Origin of the sequence: Streptomyces tremellae (assembly GCF_039540215.1) — a bacterium.
In the GTDB taxonomy this organism is placed as follows: Bacteria; Actinomycetota; Actinomycetes; order Streptomycetales; family Streptomycetaceae; genus Streptomyces; species Streptomyces tremellae.
The window spans coordinates 68,165-93,127 of record NZ_BAABEP010000019.1 but is presented as its reverse complement, the minus strand read 5'-3'; the positions used below and the strand labels follow the sequence as shown (position 1 = coordinate 93,127).

21 protein-coding genes are annotated in these 24,963 nt (G+C 74.8%); 9 read left to right on the top strand and 12 right to left on the bottom strand.

Annotation, left to right across the window (positions count from 1 at the left end; genetic code table 11):
• Positions 1–41 precede the first annotated feature (41 nt).
• Positions 42–941 (bottom strand): GntR family transcriptional regulator, encoded by a 900-nt coding sequence (locus tag ABEA77_RS16010; RefSeq protein WP_425588282.1) that lies wholly within the window; start codon positions 939–941, stop codon positions 42–44.
• 146 nt (positions 942–1,087) lie between these two features.
• On the opposite strand from ABEA77_RS16010, the gene ABEA77_RS16005 reads away from it, so the two are divergent.
• Together ABEA77_RS16005 and ABEA77_RS16000 are read left to right on the top strand one after the other, a co-directional pair.
• Positions 1,088–1,948, top strand: coding sequence for a (2Fe-2S)-binding protein (locus tag ABEA77_RS16005; RefSeq protein WP_345647198.1), 861 nt, complete (start codon positions 1,088–1,090; stop codon positions 1,946–1,948).
• A 258-nt stretch (positions 1,949–2,206) separates the two neighbouring features.
• Positions 2,207–3,277: a DUF2637 domain-containing protein gene (locus tag ABEA77_RS16000; RefSeq protein ID WP_345647195.1), complete on the top strand. Its 1,071-nt coding sequence runs from the start codon at positions 2,207–2,209 to the stop codon at positions 3,275–3,277.
• 346 nt (positions 3,278–3,623) lie between these two features.
• Here the strand turns inward: ABEA77_RS16000 and ABEA77_RS15995 are convergent, their stop codons facing one another.
• Both ABEA77_RS15995 and ABEA77_RS15990 read right to left on the bottom strand, forming a co-directional pair.
• Positions 3,624–5,366 (bottom strand): pyruvate dehydrogenase, encoded by a 1,743-nt coding sequence (locus ABEA77_RS15995; RefSeq protein ID WP_345647192.1) that lies wholly within the window; start codon positions 5,364–5,366, stop codon positions 3,624–3,626.
• A 68-nt stretch (positions 5,367–5,434) separates the two neighbouring features.
• Positions 5,435–7,543 (bottom strand): protein phosphatase 2C domain-containing protein, encoded by a 2,109-nt coding sequence (locus tag ABEA77_RS15990; RefSeq protein ID WP_345647189.1) that lies wholly within the window; start codon positions 7,541–7,543, stop codon positions 5,435–5,437.
• Between the two features lie 363 nt (positions 7,544–7,906).
• On the opposite strand from ABEA77_RS15990, the gene ABEA77_RS15985 reads away from it, so the two are divergent.
• The 3 genes from ABEA77_RS15985 (at position 7,907) to ABEA77_RS15975 (ending at position 11,493) form a co-directional block, all read left to right on the top strand.
• Positions 7,907–8,926, top strand: a complete 1,020-nt coding sequence (locus ABEA77_RS15985) for a helix-turn-helix domain-containing protein (protein WP_345647186.1) — start codon at positions 7,907–7,909, stop codon at positions 8,924–8,926.
• 36 nt (positions 8,927–8,962) lie between these two features.
• Positions 8,963–9,445, top strand: a complete 483-nt coding sequence (locus tag ABEA77_RS15980) for a DUF456 domain-containing protein (protein WP_345647183.1) — start codon at positions 8,963–8,965, stop codon at positions 9,443–9,445.
• A gap of 332 nt (positions 9,446–9,777) precedes the next feature.
• Positions 9,778–11,493, top strand: coding sequence for an amidohydrolase (locus ABEA77_RS15975; protein ID WP_345647180.1), 1,716 nt, complete (start codon positions 9,778–9,780; stop codon positions 11,491–11,493).
• A 115-nt stretch (positions 11,494–11,608) separates the two neighbouring features.
• Here ABEA77_RS15975 and ABEA77_RS15970 read toward each other — a convergent pair whose 3' ends face one another.
• Positions 11,609–12,994, bottom strand: a complete 1,386-nt coding sequence (locus ABEA77_RS15970; RefSeq protein WP_345647177.1) for an AlkA N-terminal domain-containing protein — start codon at positions 12,992–12,994, stop codon at positions 11,609–11,611.
• A gap of 220 nt (positions 12,995–13,214) precedes the next feature.
• Between ABEA77_RS15970 and ABEA77_RS15965 the strand changes: the two genes are divergently transcribed.
• Entirely contained in the window at positions 13,215–14,453 is a 1,239-nt protein-coding gene (locus ABEA77_RS15965) for an MFS transporter (RefSeq protein ID WP_345647174.1), read from the top strand.
• Positions 14,454–14,689: 236 nt separating this feature from the next.
• Positions 14,690–15,472 carry an aldo/keto reductase gene (locus ABEA77_RS15960; protein ID WP_345647249.1) on the top strand — a complete coding sequence of 261 codons (783 nt, stop codon included), beginning with the start codon at positions 14,690–14,692 and terminating at the stop codon, positions 15,470–15,472.
• 45 nt (positions 15,473–15,517) lie between these two features.
• On the opposite strand, the gene ABEA77_RS15955 is transcribed toward ABEA77_RS15960, so the two are convergent.
• The 5 genes from ABEA77_RS15955 to wrbA all read right to left on the bottom strand — a co-directional run bounded on the left by ABEA77_RS15955 (position 15,518) and on the right by wrbA (position 18,419).
• Complete coding sequence (locus ABEA77_RS15955) at positions 15,518–15,760, bottom strand: DUF5133 domain-containing protein (RefSeq protein WP_345647171.1); 243 nt, start codon at positions 15,758–15,760, stop codon at positions 15,518–15,520.
• A gap of 247 nt (positions 15,761–16,007) precedes the next feature.
• On the bottom strand, positions 16,008–16,181 hold the full coding sequence (locus tag ABEA77_RS15950; RefSeq protein ID WP_345647168.1) for a CsbD family protein: 174 nt from the start codon (positions 16,179–16,181) through the stop codon (positions 16,008–16,010).
• Positions 16,182–16,261: 80 nt separating this feature from the next.
• Complete coding sequence (gene ligD / locus ABEA77_RS15945) at positions 16,262–17,176, bottom strand: non-homologous end-joining DNA ligase (protein ID WP_345647246.1); 915 nt, start codon at positions 17,174–17,176, stop codon at positions 16,262–16,264.
• A gap of 96 nt (positions 17,177–17,272) precedes the next feature.
• A complete protein-coding gene (locus ABEA77_RS15940) occupies positions 17,273–17,548 on the bottom strand; it encodes a DUF1232 domain-containing protein (protein ID WP_345647243.1) in 276 nt (91 codons plus the stop codon).
• 253 nt (positions 17,549–17,801) lie between these two features.
• Positions 17,802–18,419, bottom strand: coding sequence for an NAD(P)H:quinone oxidoreductase (gene wrbA, locus ABEA77_RS15935; RefSeq protein WP_345647165.1), 618 nt, complete (start codon positions 18,417–18,419; stop codon positions 17,802–17,804).
• A gap of 526 nt (positions 18,420–18,945) precedes the next feature.
• Between wrbA and ABEA77_RS15930 the strand changes: the two genes are divergently transcribed.
• Positions 18,946–19,863, top strand: coding sequence for a S1 family peptidase (locus ABEA77_RS15930; protein ID WP_345647162.1), 918 nt, complete (start codon positions 18,946–18,948; stop codon positions 19,861–19,863).
• A 99-nt stretch (positions 19,864–19,962) separates the two neighbouring features.
• Here the strand turns inward: ABEA77_RS15930 and ABEA77_RS15925 are convergent, their stop codons facing one another.
• From ABEA77_RS15925 to ABEA77_RS15915, 3 genes are all read right to left on the bottom strand, one after another.
• Positions 19,963–21,075, bottom strand: coding sequence for a sensor histidine kinase (locus tag ABEA77_RS15925; RefSeq protein ID WP_345647240.1), 1,113 nt, complete (start codon positions 21,073–21,075; stop codon positions 19,963–19,965).
• Positions 21,076–21,077: 2 nt separating this feature from the next.
• Complete coding sequence (locus tag ABEA77_RS15920; RefSeq protein WP_345647159.1) at positions 21,078–21,818, bottom strand: response regulator transcription factor; 741 nt, start codon at positions 21,816–21,818, stop codon at positions 21,078–21,080.
• 138 nt (positions 21,819–21,956) lie between these two features.
• Complete coding sequence (locus tag ABEA77_RS15915; RefSeq protein WP_345647156.1) at positions 21,957–23,129, bottom strand: YihY/virulence factor BrkB family protein; 1,173 nt, start codon at positions 23,127–23,129, stop codon at positions 21,957–21,959.
• A gap of 17 nt (positions 23,130–23,146) precedes the next feature.
• On the opposite strand from ABEA77_RS15915, the gene ABEA77_RS15910 reads away from it, so the two are divergent.
• On the top strand, positions 23,147–24,802 hold the full coding sequence (locus tag ABEA77_RS15910) for an acyl-CoA dehydrogenase family protein (protein WP_345647153.1): 1,656 nt from the start codon (positions 23,147–23,149) through the stop codon (positions 24,800–24,802).
• The last annotated feature ends 161 nt before the right edge of the window (positions 24,803–24,963 follow it).

Sequence of the window (24,963 nt, the reverse complement as noted above, 5' to 3'; positions counted from 1 at the left end):
TGGACGGCCCGTGCCCCGCGGCTCGCGACGCCCCCCGCGCGTCAGCCCCCGGCGCCCGTGAAGTGGTCCCGCAGGACCGCGGCGACGGCCGGCAGGTCGCGGGCGGCGAGCGCGTCGAGGAGCGCGGTGTGCTCGGCGGCGTCCGCGACGAGGCCCGCGCGCCCGGCCGCCCCGCCGGCCGCGGGCGGCCACTGGGCGCGCCGGTGCAGGTCGTCGGCGACGAGCACCAGCTGGCGGTTGCCGCCGAGCACGAGCAGGGCCCGGTGGAAGGCGCGGTCCTGTGCCGCGTACGCGGCCCGCTCGCCCCGCGCGGCGGCCGCGGCGCACCGCTCGGCGAGGGGCCGCAGCGCGGACCAGTCGGGCGCCGGGTCGAGGCGGGCGAGGCGCAGCAGTACGGGCACCTCCACGAGGGCCCGCACCTCGGCGAGTTCCGCGAGGGCCGCGGGGTCGCGCTCGGCGACCCGGAAGCCCCGGTTGGGGACGACCTCCACGCTGCCCTCGGCGGCGAGCCTGAGCATGGCCTCCCGCACGGGCGTGGCCGAGACTCCGAGCCTGCGGCCGAGCGTGGGCGCCGAGTAGACCTCGCCGGGCGCGAGTTCGCCCTCGGCGAGGGCGGTGCGCAGGGCGTCGAGCACCTGCCCGCGCACGGAGTGGCGCCGCACCTGCGCGGGCACCGAGGGCGGCTCCGCCGCGGCCACCGAGGCCGCGGGCCACGCGCGCCCGCCCGCCCCGCCGTCCCCCGCCGCGTCCCCGCCGTCCCCCGTGGTGCGGCCGGAGCCGATGCCGCTGCCCGCGGGGCGCGCACGGCCAGGACGCGGCCCATCGCCCACCGGGCGCTCACGCCCGGCGTCCTCGCCGGCCGCCGGGGGGCGCGAGGGGCCGGCGCCCCGGGCGCCGTACGGGCGCGGTGCCGCGCTCCCGCGCGTGTCGCGCTGTGCCACTCCGCCTCCCTCCGGCTGCCGCCCGCCCGGTGGCGGGCCGGGGTCGTGGTGTGCACGATAGGCGCAGGGAGCGTCGCGTCCCCACCCCGCGGAGTTCGGATAAGGTAAGGCTTACCTGAAACGATCGCGATTCGGTGGTTGCCCGCATGCGCCGTTCCCCCGCCTCCGTGGCCGTCGGCCCCGCCGGCGCCGCGTCCTCCTTCGCCGAGACCTACCGGCGGCTGACCGAGGTGTTCCCCTCCCTCCGCGTCGAGGTGCGGGGACCGGGACAGCCGCCGCGCAGGGGTGGCGGCTGGATGACCGCGCGGGAGGTCGCGACCGACCCCGGGGCGCTGGACATGTTCGTCTCCTGGGACGCCCGGCGGATCGAGCGCGACGGGGGCCGCACGGCCCGCCCCGACGTGCTCGCCGGCCTGGCGCTGCACCGCTACGCCTGGCCCGCCTGCCTGTTGATGACACTCCCCTGGTTCCTGGACCGCAGGGTGCCCCGGCTACCCGCGGACGCCGTGTCGTTCCCGCGCGCACTGGGCCGGATCTCCGTGTGCCCCGAGGAGTTCGCGTGCCTGCCCGACGACCCCGCGGCCCGTGCGCCGGGCGCCCGTGTCGTCCCGGACGAGGAGGCCCTGCGCGCCGAGGTGCGGGCGGCGGTGGCGGACCATCTCGCCCCGGTGCTCGCCGCGTTCGGCCCCCGGATGCGCAGGCGCGGCCGGGCGCTGTGGGGCATGGCGTCGGACGAGATCGTCGAGAGCCTCTGGTACATCGGCCATCTCCTCGGCGAGGAGCGGCGAGCCGTCACGGAGCTTGAACTCCTGCTGCCCGCCGGGTCCGTGCCGTACGCCGGGAGCGCGGGGTTCCGCCGGCTGACGGCCGAGGACGGGCGTACGGTACCGACCCGGGATCGCACCACCTGCTGCCTGTTCTACACTCTGCGTCCTGACGACACGTGCGTCACCTGCCCCCGCACAGGTGACGGCGAGCGGGTGCGGAGACTTCGCGCCTCGGCCTGACGGTTCCCGGTACGGGGGCGGTTCCTGACGGCGCGTCGGCACACCTGACAGTGTGTCATCCCGAGCGCTGAACCACCCCGAAGGGTGATATTAATCGAACATGACAGCCGGTCACCGAACGGCAGTTCTCACTGAACACGCCTTTATGCGTATCTTGACGCCTCGTTGGCGTGCAGTTGTCCCAACGACACCTGCGGGACGCCTCGTTTGCGCCACTATGGCGCCCGTTACTTCCTCCTGCGATGCAAGGAACACCGCATGCGACTGACCGACATATCGCTGAACTGGCTGCTCCCCGGCGGCGTGCTGCTCGTCGGAATCCTGGTGGCGGTGGCCCTGATCACGCGCAAGCGCACCAACAAGCCCGCCACCGAGGACTCCTGGGAGCGCTCCGAGGAGCGCCGCAGGCGCAAGGAGACGGTGTACGGCATCGCTTCCTACGCCCTGCTTTTCTGCTGTGCCGCGGTGGCGGCCGCGCTCTCCTTCCACGGCCTCGTGGGCTTCGGCCAGGAGAACCTGAACCTGTCGGGCGGCTGGGAGTACCTGGTGCCGTTCGGGCTCGACGGTGCGGCGATGTTCTGCTCCGTGCTGGCCGTACGCGAGGCCAGCCACGGTGACGCGGCGCTCGGTTCCCGGCTGCTGGTCTGGCTGTTCGCCGGTGCGGCCGCCTGGTTCAACTGGGTGCACGCGCCGCGCGGCATCGACCACGCGGGCGCGCCGCAGTTCTTCTCCGGGATGTCGCTCTCGGCGGCGATCCTCTTTGACCGCGCGCTGAAGCAGACGCGCCGCGCCGCCCTGCGCGAGCAGGGGCTCGTCCCGCGTCCGCTGCCGCAGATCCGCATCGTGCGCTGGCTGCGCGCCCCGCGCGAGACGTTCGGCGCCTGGTCGCTGATGCTGCTCGAAGGGGTCCGCACCCTGGACGAGGCGGTCGAGGAGGTGCGCGACGACAAGCGGCAGAAGGAACAGGCCAGGTACCGCAGGCGCGAGCAGGGCAAGCTGGACAGGGCGCAGATCAAGGCCCTCAACCGGCAGCACCGTTCGTGGCCGAGGGGCGGCGGCGGCCGGCAGATCCCGGCGCTCAGCGCGCCGGGTGGCCAGCAGCAGGCCGTCGCCTCGACCGCGGAGCCTGCTCTAGCCGACCTCACGGAACAGGGCGCCGCGGCGCCAGGCCGGCCCCCGCTGGAGCCCGTGAAGAACAGCGCGGAGACGGCCGCGCCCGCGACCGCCGCACGGACCGTGGACCTCACGGCCGAGGACGACACCCAGGCGCTGCCGCGTCTTGACTCGCTGGAGCGGAAGCTGGCCGATCTGGAGCAGCAGTTCGGCTGACCTGACCGTGCCGGCCGCCCGACGCTCCGGCGGCGGGCGGCCGGCACGGCCGACGACAGCGGAGGGCCGGTGTGACGTGACTGCGGCACACCGGCCCTCCGCTGTGCCGTGGAAGGCGGTCGCGCCGCGGTGTCACCGGAGCCGTACGTCCACACCGGGCCCCGTACGGGGGTTTGTTTTCGGCCAGACGGAGGTTACGGTCTGGGGCATGGACACCCCCTGGATCATTGCCATGGCCGTGGTGATCGCCGTGGCGGTCGCGACGGGCTTCGTGCGCGGGAGCTGAACCCGCGCGACACCTTCGCGGGCCCGCCGTGGGACACACCGCCCCACACCGCTCGCCCGGTCACGGCCTCGGCACGTTCCGCAGGTTCGCCCGCGCCATCTGCACCATCCGGCCCACCCCGCCGTCGAGGACGATCTTGCTCGCGGACAGGGCGAAGCCCGTCACCATCTCCGCGCTGATCTTCGGCGGGATGGACAGGGCGTTGGGGTCGGTGACGACGTCGACCAGGGCGGGTCCCTTGTGCCGGAAGGCGTCCTTGAGGGCCTTCTCCAGTTCCCTGGGCTTTTCGACGCGCACACCGTACGCACCGGCCGCGGTGGCGATCGCGGCGAAGTCCGTGTCGCTGTTGGCGGTGCCGTACGACGGCAGCCCCGCGACCAGCATCTCCAGCTCGACCATGCCGAGCGACGAGTTGTTGAACAGCACGACCTTCACCGGCAGGTCGTGCTGCACCAGGGTGAGGAAGTCGCCCATCAGCATGGCGAAGCCGCCGTCGCCGGACATGGACACGATCTGCCGGCGCCGGTCGGTGAGCTGCGCGCCGATGGCCTGCGGCATGGCGTTCGCCATCGATCCGTGGCTGAACGACCCGATCACCCTGCGGCGCCCGTTGGGCGTGAGGTAGCGGGCCGCCCAGACGTTGCACATGCCGGTGTCGACGGTGAAGACGGCGTCGTCGTCCGCGACCTCGTCCAGCACGGACGCCACGTACTCGGGGTGGATCGGAGTGTGCTTCTCGACCTTGCGGGTGTACGCCTTGACGACGCCTTCGAGCGCGTCCGCGTGCTTCTTCAGCATCCGGTCGAGGAAGCGGCGGCTCCGCTTCTCCCGCACCCGGGGGATCAGCGCCGTCAGCGTCTCCCGTACGTCGCCCCAGACAGCGAGGTCCAGCTTGGACCGGCGACCGAGGTGCTCGGGCCTGATGTCCACCTGGACGATCTTCACGTCCGTGGGCAGGAAGGCGTTGTACGGGAAGTCCGTGCCGAGCAGGATCAGCAGGTCGCACTCGTGGGTGGCCTCGTAGGCGGCGCCGTAGCCGAGCAGCCCGCTCATCCCCACGTCGAAGGGGTTGTCGTACTGGATCCACTCCTTGCCGCGCAGGGCGTGGCCGACGGGCGACTTGATCTTCTCCGCGAACTCCATCACCTCGGCGTGCGCGCCCGCGGTGCCGCTGCCGCAGAACAGTGTGACGCGGTCGGCCGCGTCGACCATGCGGGCCAGCTGCTCGATCTCCGCCTCACCGGGCCGCACGGTGGGCCTTCCGGTGACCAGGGCCTGCTCGGGCGCGTGGTCGGGGGCGGGTGCCGAGGCGATGTCGCCCGGCAGGGTGACCACGCTGACGCCCTGGCGGCCGACGGCGTGCTGGATGGCGGTCTGGAGGACCCGGGGCATCTGCCGCGGGTTGGAGATCATCTCGTTGTAGTGGCTGCACTCCTCGAACAGGGCGCTGGGGTGGGTCTCCTGGAAGTAGCTGGTGCCGATCTCCGCGGACGGGATGTGGGAGGCGAGGGCGAGCACCGGGGCCATCGACCGGTGTGCGTCGTAAAGACCGTTGACCAGGTGCAGGTTGCCGGGGCCGCAGGAGCCGGCGCACGCCGCGAGTCGCCCGGTGACCTGCGCCTCGGCGCCCGCGGCGAACGCGGCGGCCTCCTCGTGGCGCATGTGCACCCAGTCGAGTCCCGGTGTGCGGCGGATCGCGTCGACGACGGGGTTGAGGCTGTCGCCCACGACTCCGTACATCCGCTCGACCCCCGCCCTCACCAGGATCTGGACGAACTGCTCGGCGACGTTCTGCTTGACCATGCCGGTGCGCCTTTCCGTACGGAGGGGACGTCCTTCGGGGAAGTCCATCAAACCCACGGCCGGTGGCGTTACGCCTCCCAGACGGCGACAGCCGTGCGATCATCCGCGTACCCCTTCGCCCTCAGCTGCACGTCGGCGAGGAACTCCACCAGGCCCGGCGGGTCCTGCCCGGACCAGCGCGCGCTGAGCGCGCCCGCGAGCCCCGGCTCGCCCCGCAGCGGCTCGGCGAGCCCGTCGCCGCACAGCAGCAGGGTGTCGCCCGCGCGTGCCGTAACGGCGTGGAAGCGGAACATCTGCTCGGGCGCCGGGGCGGCCGTCTCCGTGTGCGGTGTGCGGGCCGTGGGGACACCGAGGCCGAGGGTGCGCGGGTCGTCGCCCGGCCCGGGCCCCAGCGGCCCCGTGACGCCGGGCCCGTCCGGTTCTTCGGGCTCGTCCGCCGACGCCCCGCGGGCGGCGGAGGTCGGCAGCCCCGGTTCGAGGTCACGCCACTCGTGGTCCCTGAGCAGGAAGAGTCCTCCGGTGCCCACCCCGAAGAAGACCCGCAGGCGGACCCGCGGATCGGCGGAGAGCAGCAGGCAGCGCAGGCTCGTCGCGTACGCGGCCGGGTCGAGGCCCAGTTCCGCGGCGCGGGCGCGCAGCTTGCCGTACGTACGGTCGGTGAGCCGGTGCAGCCCGGACTTGAGGGCGTCGGCGCGTCCGTCCTTTATGTCGTCGGCGAGCCGGGGGTGGCTGCGGCAGACGGCCTCGCCGATCCAGTGGCAGGCGTCGGCCGCGGCCCGGTACGCCTCCTCCGCGGCCCGCGCGCCGGACGCGACGGCGACCAGGACGAGCGCGTCGGCGCCCGCCCCGAAGCGCGCGGTGAGCAGCGCGTCCCTGCGGGGCTCGCCGCGGTAGCGCGCCGAGTCCCCGCGCACGGAAGCGGCGCGCAGTGTGTACGTGCCGTACCTGGCCCCGTCGAGCACGGTGTCGGGCACGACCCGGTCGAGCGTCCCTGAGGACGCCAGCGGCAGCGCGGTGGGCTCGGGGTCGTACGTCGGCGGCCTGAACCCCACGAACCCGACCCGCGGCCGCGGCTGCGGCTGCGGCTGGGCCTCGGGCGCGGAGGGCGCGGAGGGCGCCTCTCCGGGCGCGGGGGCGGTGTGCGTGCCCGGACCCGGCCGGGCGGGCGCCGCCGTGTCCACCGGGGGCGGGGGTACCCCCGCGCCGAGCGGAGCGGTCCCAGCGGGAGCCCCTGAGGCGGCCGGCGCGGGCGGGGCGGTCTCGAGGGGCGCGGGGGGCGCGGGGGGCATCCAGGGGCGCGGCTCCTGGGGCGGGGCGCCGGCGCCCCGCGCCCCGGGCGGGAGGGCGGTGTTCGCGCGAGGGCCGGGGCCGGCGGGCGGGTCCTGGGGGGCGGGAGCGGGCAGCGGCGCGTCCCACGGGCGCGCGGGCACCGGCGCGTCCCCGTGCCCCACGGCGGGCGGCGCCGGGCGCCGCGGCAGCGGCGGCACCCGCTCCCCGCCGCCCGGGACGTCCCTGACCTCCTGCGGGGTGTCCCTGGCCTCCGCCTGGGTGTTCCGCCGCCCGGCGCGCCCCGCCACCTGGTCCGGCTCAGCCGCGGGCCCTGGGGTGTCCCGGAAGGCGGCCTGGGCGCCGCGGGAGTCCACGGTGCCGGGCCCTGAGGCATCGGGTCCCGCGGTGCCGGCCGCGGGGCCGCCTGCGTCCACGGGCTCGGGCTCCGGCGGCTCCTGCGCAGGGGCTTGGGGGCGCGGGGCGGGCAGCGGCACAGTGTCCGCCGGGGTGTACGGCGGCGCCTCCCACGGCGCTCCGGGGGCGTGCTCCCACCAGGCGGGGGGCCTGCGGGCGCCGTCGAGCGGCGCGGGCTCCCGCGCGGGCTCCGCGGGCCCGTGGCCGGCGTCCGGTCCGTCCTCGCGGCCGTACTCGTCCCTGGAGCCGTCTCCTGCGGTGGCCGGGCGGGGCCTCCCGGAGGACTCGTCCCGCACTGGGGGACCGTACGCCCCGGGGGGCGCCTCGGGCGGGGGCGGCACGGACAAGGTGCGGGAGGCGGAGGCGAAGCGGTCGTCGAGCGTGTCGGGCGCGGCCGGCGCGCCCGCCGCGGTGTCCGCTGACGTGTCGTCGTACAGCCGGTTCCACCAGTCGTCGCCGGCATCCGGAGCGGAACGCTCCCCCTCGTTGTTCATGCCCCTATCTTCGACCGCGCGCCGGGTGCGAAAACGGGCATCGGGAAAAATGAGGACCGGCCGGGACGCGGGGACGCGCACGGGGTCGGCGAGGGCCGTCGCCGACCCCGGCGCCGCTTGGCGGCCGGCCGGTCGAAGTCCGCCGTCGCACCCCCACCCCCCACGGGAAGGACGCGCGGCAGACGACCTCGGAGAGGCATATGACCGTGGTCTGTTGCTGCTCCGATCCGCCCACCTTGGCAGAATTGCCGGCTGTACAGGCATGCCGTGCGCGGCGGTTTTACGCCGTGGCCGCTTTCCGCCACGAGGGGGGGCGTAGAACTGTCCGCGAGCACGGGGCCAGGACAAGGGGAGGGATTTCGGGTGCTGGGTGCCATAGGGCTCGACGAGAGACAGGAGTCCGCGTACCGCGCGCTGGTGGCCATCGGCGCCGCGGAGGTCGCGGAGCTCGCCCACCGGCTCGCGCTGCCGGAGCACGACATCGAGGCCGCGCTGCGCCGCCTCGAACGGCACGGCCTCGCCGCGCAGTCGTCGTCCCGCGCGGGCCGGTGGGTGGCGGCGCCGCCCGCGCTCGCGCTCGGCGCGCTGCTGACGCAGCACCGCCACGAGCTGGAGCAGGCGGAGCTGGCCGCCGTGCTGCTGGCCGAGGAGTACCGCGCGGAGGTCGGGGAGGCCGCCGTGCACGACCTGGTGGAGGTCGTCACCGGCGCGAGCGCGGTCTCCCACCGCTTCAGGCAGCTGCAACTCGGCGCGGCCGAAGAGGTGTGCGCCCTGGTCACCGGCGCGCCGATCGTGGTGAGCGGCCGGGAGAACACGGCGGAGGAGGAGGCCGCGACGCGCGGCGTGCGCTACCGGGTCGTCGTCGAACAGGAGGTGCTCGCCGCGCCCGGCGGGGTCGAGGAGCTGGCGACGGCGCTCGGCAGGGACGAGCGGGTGCGGGTGGCCGACCGGGTCCCGACGAAGCTGGTGATCGCGGACCGCGCTCTCGCGATGGTGCCGCTCACCGGCGCGGACACCGAGCCGACCGCGCTGGTCGTGCACGCGAGCGGCCTGCTGGAGTCGCTGTACGCGCTGTTCGACGCGGTGTGGCGGGAGTCGATGCCGCTGGCCCTCGACAGGCGGGGGTCCGTGCGGTCCGAGGGGCGGGCCGAGCCGGACGCGACGGACCTGCGGGTCCTCTCGCTGCTGCTGGCCGGGATGACGGACGCCAGTGTGGCCAAGCAGCTGGACCTGGGGCTGCGGACCGTGCAGCGCAGGGTGAAGGGCCTCATGGAGATGAGCGGGGTCACCACCAGGCTCCAGCTCGGCTGGCACGCGTACGAGCGCGGCTGGGTGGCGCGGGACGCGCCCCGGGGTGGCGTGCGGCCGGGGCCGGGCCGCTGATCTGCGGGAACGCTCCGCTTCCTGCAGGCTGGGTGCATGGACGTGTGGCAGCTGGTGCTGGTCGGCCTGGTGATGCTGCTCGGCCTGATCGGGGTGCTCACCCCAGGCGTTCCCGGGCAGGCGATCGTGTGGGCCGCGGTGCTGTGGTGGGCGCTGTCGGACGTCTCGCGGGCGGCGTGGGTGGTGCTGATGGTGGCGACGGCGCTGCTGCTGGTGAGCCAGGCGCTGCGTCCGCTGCTGCCGTCGCGCCGCCCCGGCCGCGCGGGCGCGCCCCGCAGAACACTCGCGGTGGGCGGCGCGTGGGCGGTCGCCGGGTTCTTCGCGCTGCCCGTGGTGGGCGGTGTCGTCGGTTTCGTGGGCGGTGTGTACGGGGCGGAGCGGCACCGCCTCGGCGGGCACGGCAACGGCTGGGCCGCCACCCGCGCGCTGCTGCGCGGCCCTGGCCTGCCGCTGCTCGTGGAGCTGTACGCGTGCCTGCTCGCGGTGGCCGCCTGGCTGGCGGCACTCATCGCACGCTGAGCGGGGTACGCGTGGCACGTCACGCACCGGGCGGGCTGGACGCAGCCCTCGTCGCACACCGGGCGAGGCAGGTACGCGCGGCGCCCGTCGCACACCGGGCGGGTACGCGTGGCGCTCTTCGCACACCGAGCTAGGCAGGTACACGCAGCCCTCGTCGCCCACCGGGCGGGGTGTACGTGGCACGCGTCGCACGCCGAGCGGGGTACGCGTGGCACGCGTCGCGCATCGAGTGAGATGCGCGCACGACACGCGCGCCGCGCCGCGTCGGCCTACGCTCGCTGGAGAGGACCCGCGGCAGCCGAGCCGCCTTCGCGCAGAACCGAGGGATCGCCATGCCCGAAGACACCGCCTCCCCGTTCCCGGACACGGACCACCGCATCGACCTCGTGGTGCGGGACGCGGACGTCCGCACACTCGACGCCGAGCGGCCCCGCGCGTCGGCGTTCGCGGCGCGGGACGGCCGGGTGGTGGCGGTCGGCACGGACTGGGACATCGAGCGGCTCGTGGGCCCAGGCACCCGGGTCGTGGACGCCGGGGGCCGCATGGTCGTGCCGGGCCTGGTCGACGTGCACACGCACCTCGGCCTCGGCGGGCAGGCCGCGGCGTGGGAGCTCACGCTGCCGCCGGCGTCCGGTGTGACGGAGATCCTCGGTGCCGTGCGGGACCAGGCGCGTGCGCTGGGTCCCGGCGAGTGGGTCGTCGGGGGCACGGTGGCCAGCCCGGTGTTCCAGGCGGTGGGCAACACCGGCATGCTGGCGGCGCTCGACGAGGTGGCCGAGGGGCGCCCGGTGATGCTGCGGGACGACTCGCTGCACAACCGGTGGGTCAACTCGCGGGCGCTGGAGATCCTCGGTGCCGGCGACGCCACCCCCGACCCGCCGGGGGGCCGGTATGTGCGGGACGCGGCGGGCCGCGCCGTGGGCCTGCTGCTCGGCGCGCCCGCCACGGACGCGGAGCTGGCCGCGCGGCGCGCGGTGGCCGACCCGCGCGTCCGCGACCTGCGCTCCGCCCGCACGGCGGTGGAGATCCTCAACTCGGTCGGGGTGACGGCGGCTCAGGACGCGGCGATGATGGGCGCGTGGCTCGACGTGTTCACGGAGCTCGACCGGGCGGGCGAGCTGTCCGCGTGGGTCGTCGCGTCGATGCCCGCGCGGGAGTTCGTCGAGTCGGGGCCCGTGGGCACCGACCTGTTCGACAGCGCGCCCCGGCGCCGTTCGCCGCATGTGCGGCCGGACTTCGTGAAGGCGGTGCTCGACGGCGTACCGATGACGCGCACGTCGAGGTTCCTCGAACCGTACCGGCCGGTCGGCGGCGACGAGGGCGGGGACGGCGGCTTCACGGGCGACAGCCTCTTCACGGACGACGAGTTGGCGCTGCTGCTGGAGGCCGCGGTGGAGCGCGGGCTGCACGCCAAGCTGCACGCGACGGCGGACGGCACGGTGCGCCAGGCGCTGGACGCCGTCCGGCTGATGCGCGAACGGCACGGCGCGGGCCCGGTGTTCCACCTCGCGCACCCGGAGTTCGTGCACCCGGACGACGTGCCGCGCTTCCGGGAGCTCGACGTGGTGGCCGACGCGTCGCCCGCGCTGTGGTTCCCGAACCCGATGAACGGTGTGATCGCCCGGCAGGTCCAGGAACACTACATGGAGCGCGTCTGGCCGCTGCGGGAGCTGCGGGAGGCGGGCACGAGCATCGCGGCGGGCTCGGACTGGCCGGTGGGGGCGGCGCTGCCCGACCCGTGGCTGAGCATCGAGACGATGGTGACGCGCCGCAGCCCCGACCCCCTGTTCCCCGGCAGCCTCGCACCGGAACAGGCCGTGGACCTGGCGACCGCGCTGGCCGCGCACACCGTGAACGCCGCGGAGGCGATGGGCCTTTCCCATGAGACGGGCCGCATCAGGCCCGGCCTCTCCGCGGACTTCATCGTCCTGGACCGGCCGCTGTTCGACATCCCGGTGCAGGAGGTCCATGCGACGCAGGTGCTCCAGACCTGGTTCGCCGGACGGCAGGTGTACACCCGCGGCACGGCCCGCGCGACGGTGTCCTGACGGAGCGCCGCCCGGCGCCGGGGCCGGCGTGCGGGGCCCGCGGTGTGCCGGGCGGCTCCGGGCACACGCCCGTGCGCGGCCGTCCCGCGTTGCCGTACCGGAGCCCCGGCGCGGGTCACACCAGACCGGTGTGGTGCGCCGCGTACGACCGCCAGGGCCGCCACGCCTCGTGCGCCCTGTCCGCCTCGGGTTCCGCGGGCCACACGTCGGGGTCGCCGAGCGCCCGCATCCGGATGAGCGCCGCCGTACGCGCGTCCACCCCGGGCACCGCGCGCAGCGCGCGCTCCGTCTCGTCGCGGTCGGCGCCCGGGTCGAGCCGTACGGTGCCGTCCGCGAGGGCGGCGGCGAGCGGTCCTGCCAGCGGGTGGCCGCGCAGCGCCCCGGCCGCCGGGAAGAGGCGGGCGGGCCCGCCGCCGGGTGCGGGCGCGTCCTCGCGGTGCGCAAGGACGGCCGCGGCCGCCGCCTCGGGTCCCAGCACGGCGCGCAGCGCGTACTCCTCGGGGTCGGCGGCTCCCGGCGAGCGCAGTCCGGGCGTTGCGGCGACGGCGCCCGCGAGCCTGGGGTCGGCGGCGAGCCGCCCGTCCACGGCGTACGGGTCTGCGTCCAGGTCGAACAGGCGGCGCAGCCGCTGCACGGCGGTGGTGAGGTCGCGCAGGTCGGTGAGGTGGAGGCGGGCGTCGAGCCAGCCCGACGGCCCCGGAGTCCCGGGCCGCCCGGCGTGGCGCCGCTCCTCGACCGCGGCCGTCGCGGGCCCGTGCGGCAGCCGTAGTGTGCGGCGGTACGTGCGGACGCCCGGCGGGCCTGTGACCTCCTCCACGCCGGGCAGCGCCTCGCGGGCCAGCAGGTCGAAGAGGGCGCGGGCGGCGTAGGGGCCGCGGTGGGCGAGCCGCAGCGGGATGCCCGCGCCCGCCGCGGTCCGCGGTGTGCCGGTGCCCGCCTCGGCGCGCAGCTCGCTCGGGGTGCGGGCGTAGATCTGCCGGACGGTGTCGTTGAACTGGCGCACGCTGGCGAAGCCGGCGGCGAACGCGATCCGGGTGACCGGAAGGCCCGTGGTCTGGAGCAGGATCCGCGCGGTGTGGGCCCGTTGGGCGCGGGCGAGCGCGATGGGGCCCGCGCCCAGCTCCGCGGTGAGCTGGCGCTGCACCTGGCGGGTGCTGTAGCCGAGCCGGTCCGCGAGCCCGGGGACGCCCTCGCGGTCCACCACGCCGTCGCCGATCATGCGCATGGCGCGGCCGACGACGTCGGCACGCACGTTCCACTCGGCCGACCCCGGCACGGCGTCGGGTCTGCATCTGCGGCAGGCGCGGAAGCCGTGGGCCTGGGCGGCCGCGGCCGTCGGGAAGAACCGCACGTTGCGCCGTTTGGGGGTGACGGCGGGGCAGCTCGGGCGGCAGTAGATGCCGGTGGTCTCCACGGCGAAGAAGAAGACGCCGTCGAACCGCGCGTCGCGGCCCGCGACCGCCTCGTACCGGGTGTCCTCGTCCATCGCCGCTTGTGTCATGCCGTCCAGTGTGACCCCGCCCCCGGCTCCTGACGAGCGGGATTCGGACATCGGGGTGGGGGCGCGGAACGCCGGTGCGGGGCGGCGGAGGCGCCGAGGCACCCGGATGCACCGACGTCCACGCACTATCCGCGAAGACCGTTACTCCGCGTTTGCATTAGTCAGCGTGTGCAATTATTGTCAACGCACGTAAAAAGCTCACGCCGGAGAAAGGTCCTCCATGCCTCTCGCGCTCCTGGCCCTCGCCGTCGGGGCCTTCGGGATCGGCACCACCGAATTCGTCGTCATGGGGCTGCTCCCCGACATCGCGGGCGACTTCGGCGTGTCCGTGCCGACCGCCGGCTTCCTCGTCACCGGCTACGCGCTCGGGGTGATGCTGGGCGCGCCGCTGATGACGGTCCTCGGGACGAAGGTCTCCCGTCGGCGGATGCTGATGCTGCTGATGGTGCTGTTCGTCGCGGGCAACCTGCTCTCGGCCCTGGCGCCGACCTTCGGCCTGATGGTCGCCGGCCGGGTCGTGGCGTCGCTGGCGCACGGCGCGTTCTTCGGCATCGGCTCCGTGGTCGCGGCGGAACTGGCGGCCCCCGAGAAGAAGGCGGGCGCCATCTCGATGATGCTCACCGGGCTCACCGTCGCCAATGTCGTCGGCGTGCCGCTCGGCACCCTCGTGGGCCAGCACACCAGCTGGCGTGTCACCTTCCTGATCGTCGCCGCGCTCGGCGTGGTGGGCCTCGCGGGCATCGCGAAGCTCGTGCCCGACGTGCCGAAGCCCGCGGACGTGCGGCTGCGGCACGAGGTCGCCGCCTTCGCGAACGTGCAGGTGCTGCTCGCCATGGCGATGACCGTCCTCGGCTTCGGCGGGGTCTTCGCAGCCGTGACCTACATCGCGCCGATGATGACCCGCGTCGCCGGGTACGCCGAGTCGTCCGTGACCTGGCTGCTGGTGCTGTTCGGGCTCGGCATGGTCGTGGGGAACCTCCTCGGCGGCCGGTTCGCCGACCGCAGGCTGATGCCGATGCTGTACACGGCGCTCGGCGGACTCGCCGTCGTACTCGCCCTGTTCACGGTGGGCGCGCACGACAAGGCCGCGTCCGCCGTGGCGGTGTTCCTGATCGGCGCGCTCGGCTTCGCCACCGTGCCGCCGCTCCAGAAGCGGGTCCTCGACCACGCCCACGCCGCGCCCACCCTGGCGTCCGCCGTGAACATCGGCGCCTTCAACGCGGGCAACGCGCTGTCCGCCTGGCTCGGCGGACTCGTCATCTCGGCGGGCGCTGGCTACACCGCCCCGAACGGGGTCGGCGCCGCCCTCGCGGCCTCCGCGCTGGTGCTCGCCGTGGTGTCGGCGCTCCTCGAACGCCGCACCGTCGAGCGCGGGCGCGGTGGCCTGTCGTCCGCCCAGGCCCGCCCCGCCGCCGCCCAGGAGGAGCCGGCGTCGGCTCCGGGCCGCGCGGCCGGCTGACCGGGGCGGGCCGCCAGGCGCGGTCCCTGCCGCGTGAAACGCCCCCGGCCGTACGCGACGCCCCCGGCCGGCCGGCGAGCGTAGGCCCCGAAGGACGAGCCCCCGAGGCGCTGCGCCGCGCCGGTCCGAAGGGGCCCGCGGCCCCTCCCCCACTCCCCCGTTCGTCTCCGATCTCCCAGAAGGAGCACACCGTGTCCACGGACATCCCCTCGATCACCCTCAACAACGGCGTCTCGATGCCGCAGCTCGGCTTCGGCGTCTTCCAGGTGCCGGACGACGAGACCGACGCGGCGGTCACCGCCGCGCTCAGGGCCGGCTACCGCAGCATCGACACCGCGGCCGTCTACGGCAACGAGCGCGGCGTGGGCCGCGCCATCGCCTCCTCCGGCATCGCCCGCGAGGACCTGTTCGTCACCACCAAGCTGTGGAACGCCGACCAGGGCCACGACGCCGCGCTCGCCGCGTACGACGCCTCGCTGGAGAAGCTCGGCCTCGACCACGTCGACCTGTACCTGATCCACTGGCCCGCCCCGGCCAAGGACGCCTACCTGGACACCTGGCGGGCGTTCGAGAAGCTGCTCGCCGACGGCAGGGTCCGCGCGATCGGCGTGTCCAACTTCCAGCCCGCGCACCTGGAGCGGCTGATCGACAACTCGGGGACCGTACCCGCGGTCAACCAGATCGAACTCCACCCGGGGCTCCAGCAGCGGGAGCTGCGGGCCTTCCACGCCGCACACGGTATCGCCACCGAGGCGTGGAGCCCGCTCGCGCAGGGCGCCCTCCTCGGGGAGGAGGCGGTCACGCGGATCGCCGAGCGCCACGGCAGGACGCCCGCGCAGGTCGTGCTGCGCTGGCACCTCCAGCTGGGGAACGTCGTCATCCCCAAGTCGGTCACACCCGGGCGCATCCGGCAGAACCTGGACGTCTTCGGCTTCGAGCTGTCGCCCGCCGAGCTGGACGCGCTCGCGGCCCTCGACCGGGGCATGCGCACGGGCCCCGACCCGGACACCCTCAACTGACGGGCTGTCCCAGGCTGTTGCTGCTGTCCCGACTCTTCGGAGCTCTCAGGCTGCGGGCTCGGCGGTGGCCGCCGGGTCTGCGGCCTCCGCGCGTTCCTGGGCGAGGCGCCGGTCGGCGACGACCAGGGCCTCCTCGGGGGTACGGGTGCCGGTGGAGACGCACAGGGTGTAGGTGACGTCCTCAAGGCGCCTGCGGGACTCCGCGGTGCCCTTCTCCGCGTGCAGAGCGCGGAGGGTCCGGTACTGCTCGACGAGGTTGCGCAGGATCGCGGGGTGGGCCATCAGCACGGTGGTCTCCGAGGCAGAAGAGGCGGGAAGCGGAGCGCTCGATGCGCCGGGTGCCCCGCCTCCGGGGGTGCCATGCGCCCCTTTCCGCGCGGCAGTCGGTGAGCTGCGTCACCGGGCCGCCCGTCCGCCGCCGTGACACGGCTCGGCGCCCGCCGTCGTGGCGGGCGCCGAGCCGTGTCACCGGCGAGGGGATGTCTCCCCCGGCCGGTCTTCCGGGAGGCCCCGGAGGCCGTCTGCTCCGGCGGAATCAGTCCTTGAAGACGTCCTTGCCCTTCTCCTTGGCCTGGCGGGCGTCGCCCTTGGCCTTCTCCGCACGCCCCTCGGCCGTCATCCGCTCGTTGCCGACCATGCGGCCCATGGCCTCCTTGGACTTGCCCTTGACCTGCTCGCCCTTGGCCTGCGACTTCTGGTTGTCGGTCATGCCGTTCACGTCCTGACCTGTTTCGGAGAGGTGCTGTCATCCACCGCGTCACCCCGAATCGGGGATCGAAACACGCCAGGTCAGTCGAGCCGGGTCAGGTCGGGCCGCAGCCGGTGCCAGACCGGCTGGCGCACGAGCCCCGCCGCGGTCCAGCCGGAGAAGGTGACCTCGGCGACGAGCCGCGGCTCCACCCAGTGCGGCGCGGGCACGTCCACCGGGCCCACGAAGGGGGAGGTCTCGCGGGCGAGCACCCGGAAGTAGCGGGCGAGCTCGTCGCGCTCCCCGCCGGAGAGCCCGGAGCCCACGGCGCCCGCGTACCGCAGGCCCGCACCCTCGTCCACACCCACCAGGACCGATCCCGGCAGGCCGCCGAGACCGCCGCGGCCCGCGTTCCAGCCGCCGATGACGACGTCGAGCGTGACGAGATGGCGCGCCTTGCGCCAGTGGGGTGAGCGCACGCCGGGGGCGTACGGGGAGGAGAGCCGCTTTGCGACGACGCCCTCGTACCCGTGCTCGCGGGTGGCCCGCCACGCGTCGCCGCCGCGGCCCGCGAGGTGGGCGGGGACGGACCAGTACGGCCCTTCGAGGCCGAGCCCGGCGAGGACGGCGCGCCGCTCCTCGTACGGGACGCGCAGCAGCGGTCTGCCGTCGAGGCGCGGGACGTCGAACAGGACGAGGCGCACGGGCCAGGTGCGGGCGAGCGCGGCGGCGCGGCGGGGGGCGGTGACGCCCATCCGCCGCTGGAGCAGGCCGAAGTCCGGGACTCCGGACGCGTCGAGTACGACGATCTCGCCATCGAGCACGGCGGGCCTGCGGCCGAGCAGCGCACCGAGGGGCGCGAGTTCCGGATAGCGCCCCGTGATGTCGGTGCCGGTGCGCGCGGCGAGCCGGACCGTGCCGTCGCCCGGCGCGCCGACCACGCACCGGACGCCGTCCCACTTGACCTCGAACGCCCATCCGCCGTCCTCGGGGACCGGCGCGGGGACGGCCAGCATGGGCCGTACGAACAGGGGGTCTTCCCGTGTCCTCTGCTCCACGTCCGATCATCGGCACATCGCGGGCGAGCGCGCGACCGCTGGACGCGGCGGCCGCTACGTCCGCTGCCTGCGCCGGGCCCGCACCGGCGCGGAGGCCGCCGCGCGGACCGCGGCGCCGGACGGCGCGTCCGCGGCCAGGGCGCGCAGGGCGAGCAGCAGCACCCCGATGTCGTCCAGGTACACCGGATCGGGCAGCAGGTCGGTGGGGAGCACGAGGTAGACGAGGGCCGCCCAGAACACCCAGCGCCGGCCCGCGGGCAGGCCCGCCCTGCGCAGCGCGCGGCGTGCCCGCACCAGGCGTACGGCGAGGACGACCGCGGCGGCGAGCATGGCCGCGGCGGCCAGCGCCGCGAGCACGGCCAGGATCAGGATGCCGTCGTCCGCGCTCCCCGCGCTGCCGATGCCGATGCCGCTCACGGGCTGCCCCTTCCGCCGGCTCGCCTGCCGGATACCCCGGAAGGTACGCCTCAGGCCCGGCGGGCACCGCCCGGCACGCGAAGGGGCCGGCGGGTCGCCACGACCGGCCGGCCCCTGGCGGGCACGACCGCCGCCGCGACTCAACGCGGCAGCGGCGTGTGCCTGTTCACTCGCCGGCCGTGGCCTTGAGCCGCCCGGCGATCCGGACGACGCGCTCGGCCTGCACCCGGGCGGCCTCGCGGGTCTCGTCACCCACCGGGATGCTGCCCTGCGCGTCGACGTGGGAGGTGCCGTACGGGTTGCCGTCGGCGAACTTCGCCGGGTCGGTGTAACCCGGCGCCACGACGATGCCGCCGAAGTGGTGGAAGGAGTTGTACAGGGCGAGCAGCGTGGACTCCTGGCCGCCGTGCAGGGTCGCGGAGGACGCGAAGCCGCTGTAGACCTTGTCGGCCAGCTTGCCCTGCGCCCACAGCCCGCCGAGCGTGTCGATGAACTGCTTCAGCTGCGAGGGGATGTTGCCGAAGCGGGTGGGCCCACCGAAGATCACGGCGTCCGCCCACTCGACGTCCTCGGGCGCGGCCACGGCGATGTCGGCGCTCGCGGCGTGGTGCGCGGCCCAGGCCGGGTTGGAGTCGATGGCCGCCTGCGGGGCGAGCTCGGCGACGCGGCGGAGGCGGACCTCCGCTCCTGCCTTCTCGGCCGCCTCCGTGAGTGCCTTGGCCACCTCCGAGTTGGTGCCGGTGGAGGAGTAGTAGACGACGGCGAGCTTGACGGGGTCGGTCATGTCGTAGTGCCTTTCTCAGCCCAGTGGTCAGCGGGAAGCGCACCATCCAAGTGAATGACGCTTCAACCAATTGGTTAAAACATAAACGATATGCCGGCATTCCTTGAGTGACGCGTGTCACACGCGCACCGCGAGCCGCGACCGGAGCGGGCCGGCGCGACCGCGTCAGCGCGCGTAGACCGGTGACGCGCCGATCCGGCCAAGATCGCCGACCGGGCAAAGCGCCGATACGTCCCGTAATCACCTCGTCACGCACACCCGCCAGGCCGCGGTCCCGCCGCCACCGCACGGGCTCTCCGCACTCCACACACCCGACCGCCGCGCGGGGCCCCGCCCGTCCGGCCCCGCCCGCCGGGGCGCCCGCGCGGGTCCGGTTCTCGGCCTTGTCACCGCGGCAACCGGACCCAAAGATTCAGTCCATGCGATTGACAGGTTCACAGCCAAAACCCGAGCGGCCGTGGACGATCGCGCCTCCGCGGCCCGACCACCCGACGAGCCGTCAGCACCCCCACCCAGGAGGATCTCAGTGACCAGCAAGCGCCTCACCAGCCGCTCCACCGTCTCCAGACGCGTCCGCTACACCGCCGTCGCCGCGGCGGCCGTGGCCGTCGCCGCCCTCGCCGCGCCCTCGGCGCTCGCCCAGCCCGCCCCCGCCGCGACCCCCAGCGCGACCGCCGCGGCGCTCGCGGCCACCAGCACCGCCGTCGGCCAGACTGCCTCGGCCGGCACGGCCTGGTACACCGACCCGGCGTCGGGCAAGGTCGTCGTCACGGTGGACAGCACGGTGACGCCCGCCGAGGTGGCGAAGCTCAAGAGCGCCGTCCCCGACACCTCGAAGCTCACCGTCAAGCACGCGTCCGGCCAGTTCAAGCCGCTGGTGGCGGCCGGCGACGCCATCCAGAACTCCGAGTTCCGCTGCTCCCTCGGCTTCAACGTGCGCACCGGCAGCACGTACTACGCCCTGACCGCGGGCCACTGCACCGCGGAGGGCGGCACCACCTGGTCCACCACGAGCGGCACCCGCGTCGGCACCACCGCGGACTCGCAGTTCCCCGGCAACGACTACGGCCTGATCAAGCTCAGCAGCGCCGCCACCGCCAACGACGGCCGGGTCGACCTCTACAACGGCTCGTACCAGGACATCACGACCTCGGGCAACGCCACCGTCGGTGAGCGCGTGACCCGCAGCGGCTCCACCTCCGGCGTCCACACCGGCACGGTCCAGGCGCTCAACGCCACCGTCCGCTACGCGGAGGGCACGGTCTCCGGCCTCATCCAGACCAACGTCTGCGCGGAGCCCGGCGACAGCGGCGGCCCGCTGTTCGACGGCTCGAAAGCTCTCGGCCTGACCTCGGGCGGCAGCGGCGACTGCACCTCCGGCGGCACCACGTTCTTCCAGCCGGTGACCGAGGCGCTCAACGCGTACGGCCTGAGCGTCTTCTAGCAGGCGCCGGGGCGCGCACGGCCCGCGGCGACGGCCGCTCGGCGCGCACGGCCCGTACGGCGGGGGCGGCCCGGTGCACAGGGCCGCCCCCGCCCGCCGTCAGCCGCCCGCCGTGGCGGCGGCGGGCAGCGTGACCTCGAACCGGCAGCCACCCGCCACATTGCGCACGGCGGCGTGGCCCTGGTGCGCCTCCACGATCCCGCGCACGATCGCGAGCCCGAGCCCGGCGCCCGCGGGGGGCGTCCTCGCCTGACTGCCGCGCCAGCCGGTGTCGAAGACCCGGGGCAGGTCCTCGGCGGGGATGCCGCCGCAGCCGTCCGTCACCGACAGCACGACGCTGTCGTCGCGCAGTTCGGCCGCGACCGCGACCGTGCCGTCGGCCGGCGTCCGGTGGATCGCGTTGACCAGGAGGTTCGCCAGGACCCTCGTCATCTCCTTGCCGTCGACCTCGACCGGAGCGGAGTCGACCCGGTCCCCCACGAGCCGCACCCCGTGCTCCCTCGCCAGCGGGTCGGCGCCCGCCAGGGCCTCCCCCACCAGGTCGTACACCGACATCCGGGTCGGCGAGAGCGGCAGTGTGCCCGCGTGGATGTTGGAGAGCTCGAACAGGTCGCCCACCATCGAGTTCAGCCGGTCGACCTCGGCCGTGATCTGCCGGAAGTAGCGCGCAGGATCCTGGACCACGCCGTCCTCAAGCGCCTCCGACATGGCGCGCAGGCCGGCCAGGGGCGTGCGCAGGTCGTGCGAGATCCACGCGACCAGCTCGCGACGCGAGCTCTCCAGCGCGCGTTCGCGCTCCCGGGAGCGGGCGAGGCGCTCGCTGGTGGCGGCGAGCTCGTCGCTGAGCGCCGTGAGTTCCGCCGTGGACGCGCCGCCGGGCGCGGCGAAGGAGCCGCCCTCCCCGAAGGACCGGGCGGCGAGCGTCAGTTCACGGCTGCGGGCGACCACCCAGCGGCCGAGGAGCAGCGCCGTCGCCATCGACACGACGGCGGCCATCGCCGCTACGGTGGTGACGACGGACAGGTCGTGCCCGGAGAGGAACATCGCCTCCGCCACGGCGAGCGTGCCCGCGAGCATCGCCGTGACGGCGACCGCGGCGACGACGGTGAGCGCGACCGCGACGCTGCGGCCGCGCAGCAGCCGCAGCGCGAGCGCCCCGAGCAGCCCCGCCGCTGCCGCGCCGCAGAAGGCGTACCCGGCGATGACCAGCATGCTCACGACGGCCCCGCTCCCAGCGGCCCCGCACCGGGCCTGGCGTCCCCGACCGTGTCGTACGGCACGTCGAAGCGGTAGCCCACGCCCCAGACCGTCCTGATCAGCCGGGGGCTCGCGGGGTCGTCCTCGACCTTGCCGCGCAGCCTGCGCACATGGACCGTGACGGTGGACAGGTCCCCGAACTCCCAGCCCCACACGTCGCGCATCAGCTGCTCCCTGCCGATGGCGACGCCGGGGTGGCGCATCAGGTGCGCGAGCAGGTCGAACTCGCGCAGGGTCAGCGTGAGCGGGCGGCCGTTCTTGGCCGCGCTGCGCGCGGACCTGTCGAGGGTGAGCCCCGCGAGGCGCAGCACGCCCTCCGACCCCTGCGGTGGCTCGCCGTGGCGCCTGCGCAGGACCGACTCGACCCGCAGGACCAGCTCGCGGGGGCTGAACGGCTTGGTGACGTAGTCGTCGGCGCCGATCTCAAGGCCGAGGATCCGGTCGTCCTCGTCGCCGCGCGCGGTCAGCATGATCACCGGCACCGGGCCGCGCTCACGCAGCCTGCGGCAGACGTCGAGGCCGTCCATGCCGGGCAGCATCAGGTCGAGGACGACGAGCGCGGGCTCGTTCGCCGCGGCCAGGCGCAGCGCCTCGGGGCCGTCCGCCGCGCGGTCGACGAGGAACCCGGCGCGCTCCAGGTAGGCGGTGACGACCTCGGCGACGGTCGGGTCGTCGTCGACGACGAGGATGGTGTGCATCCCTCCAGTGTCCCCGCAGGCGGGGGCCCGCAGGTCCGCGCCGCCCCTTACGTATCGGTGACGTACGCCCCGCCGGGCCGGGCGGCGCGGACCCGGACCCCGGCGCCCGCACGTGGCCCGGCCCCGGCGGTCAGCCGGTCAGCCGTCCGGGTCGCCGCGGTCGCGGTGGCGGCCGTGCTGCCTGTCCCGCTCGCGGTCCTTGTCCCTGTCCTGGGCGCGCAGCCGGCTCTTGAGGTCGTCGGGCGGCAGGAAGCGCGACCAGCGCTCGGGGAACTCCGAAGGCATGTCGGGGTCGCTCGCGTCCTGGGCGCGGGCCGAGGCGGCGGCGGCCCGGGAGATCAGCTCGGCGGACTGGGCGGCGCGCAGCCGCTCGTTCGAGGCGCGGGCCGCGGCGGTGGCCAGGGACGGCCAGACCCGGTCGACCGCCGCGTTCACCGCGGCGCCCACCAGGACCGCGAACGCGGACACACCGATCCACAGCAGCACCGCGATGGGCGCGGCGAGCGAGCCGTAGATGGTGGGGCCCTCGATCTGGCTGGTGACGTAGATCCGCAGGACGAAGCTGCCGAGCACCCACATGGCGAGCGCGATCAGCGCGCCCGGCACGTCCTCGATCCACGGCGCCCTGACCGGCACGGACACGTGGTAGAGCGTTGTGAGGAAGGCGATCGACAGGACGATCACCACGGGCCAGTACAGGACGCTGATGACCTCGGTGCCCCACGGCAGCAGCTCGACGAGCCGGTCGGGGCCGACCACCGCGAGCGGCAGCACGATCGCCCCGATGACCAGTCCCGCCAGATAGAGCAGGAAGGAGAGGATGCGGGTCGCGACGATGCCGCGCCTGCCGTCGAGCCCGTACATGACGGTGATGGTGTCGACGAAGACGTTGACCGCGCGGGAGCCCGACCACAGGGAGATCGCGAAGCCGATCGAGACGACGTCCGGCCTGCCGCCCTCGGTGACGTCCTGGAGCAGCGGCTTGGCGATCTGGTTGACGCCCCGGTCGGAGAGGACCGTGCCGACGGCGGTGAGGATGTTCTTGTCGATCGACGCCACGGTGTGGGTGTCGGTCCACGCGTCGACATAGCCGAGCAGACCGATCAGCGCCAGCAACAGCGGCGGCAACGACAGCAGCGTCCAGAACGCCGCCTCCGCCGCGAGCCCCAGGATCCGGTACTCCATGCAGGAGTTGACCGTGTCCTTGAGGAGATGCCAGGCCATCTTCCGCTTCGGCACATTGCGGTAGAGCACACGGGCCCGGCGCAGCCGCCCGGATGGCGGCTCGGGTGTTTCTTTTGCTGCCTGCACCTACTTACCGTATCCGTATGGCACCCAGCACCCACACAGTGACCAACCAGGTTCCGCTCCTGGTGGGGTACGACGTGTTCGGCACGGACCGCGCGCTGGCCGACGCGGTCGAGCGGCACACCCCCGCGGACCTCCTCGGCGAAGTGCGCGAGGAGCTCGGAGCGCTCGGCGTGGCCGCGGGCTCCGCGCAGGCCCAGGAGTGGGCCGCGGAGGCGAACGGCAACCCGCCCGTGCTGCGCACCCACGACCGCTACGGCCACCGGATCGACGAGGTCGCCTACCACCCCTCGTACCACCGGCTGCTCGGGCACGCGGTCTCCGCCGGGCTCACCGACGCCTGGGGCAGGCCCGCGGGGCACGTGCGCCGCGCGGCCGGGTTCTTCGTCTGGTCGCAGGCCGAACAGGGCCACGGCTGCCCGGTGTCGATGACGCACGCGGCGGTGCCCGCGCTGCGCGCGGAGCCGGAGCTCGCGGCCGTGTGGGAGCCGCGGCTGACGGCCCACACGTACGAGCCGGGGCTCGCGCCCGCGGAGCGCAAGCCGGGCGCGCTGTTCGGGATGGGGATGACGGAGAAGCAGGGCGGCAGCGACGTCCGGGCGAACACCACGGCGGCCAGGCCGCTGGACGCGGCGGGCGAGTACCTCCTCACGGGCCACAAGTGGTTCTGCTCGGCGCCGATGAGCGACGGGTTCCTGGTGCTCGCGCAGGCCGGGGACGGCCTGACGTGCTTCCTGGTGCCCCGGGTCCTGCCGGACGGGGCGCGCAACGTGTTCCGTATCCAGCGGCTCAAGGACAAGCTGGGCAACCGGTCCAACGCCTCGTCCGAGGTGGAGTTCGAGGACACGTGGGCGCGCCGGGTCGGCGAGGAGGGCCGGGGCGTGCGCACCATCATCGAGATGGTGGCGGCCACCCGCCTCGACTGCGTGCTGGGTTCGGCCGCTGTGATGCGGCAGGCGGTCGCGCAGGCCGTCCACCACGCCACCCACCGGCGGGCGTTCGGCGGCGAGCTGGTCGACAAGCCGCTGATGCGCAACGTGCTGGCGGACCTCGCGGTCGAGTCGGAGGCGGCGACGGTGCTCGCGCTGCGGCTCGCGGCGGCCTACGACACGGCGCACTCGGACGGGCCGGAGGCTGCCGGGGCGCGCGCGTTCCTGCGGATCGCGGTGCCGGTCGCCAAGTACTGGGTGACGAAGCGCTGTACGCCGCTGGTCGCGGAGGCCCTTGAGTGCCTCGGCGGCAACGGCTATGTGGAGGAGTCGGGCATGCCGCGGCTGCTGCGCGAGTCGCCGCTCAACTCGATCTGGGAGGGCTCGGGCAACGTGCAGGCGCTCGACGTGCTGCGGGCGGTGCAGCGGGAGCCCGGGGCGCTCGACGCGTTCCTGACGGAGCTGGGCGCGGCGCGCGGCGGCGACCACCGGCTGGACGCCGCGGTCAAGGACATGCTCGGCGAACTCGGCGACCTGGAGGGTGTGGAGGGCCGGGCGCGGCGCGTGGTGGAGCGGATGGCGCTGGTGCTCCAGGGCTCGCTGCTCGTGCGGTGGGCGCCGCCCGCGGTCTCCGACGCGTTCTGCGCGGCACGCCTCGGCGGCGAGGGGGGCGCGGCGTTCGGCACCCTGCCGCACGGCCTCGACCTGGCGTCGGTGGTGGACCGGGCGGCTCCCGCGGCGAGTTGAGCGGCCGGGCGCGTCAGGGGTGGTGCCGCGCCGACACGGCACCACCCCTGACGCACCCTCAACTCTCTTACACCGGGACCCGGGTACGCCAGGGTTGCACACCGTTGCAGCATGGAAATCGTTACCGGTACGTACGCGTGCGCCGCGGAGGTGCTCCGCGG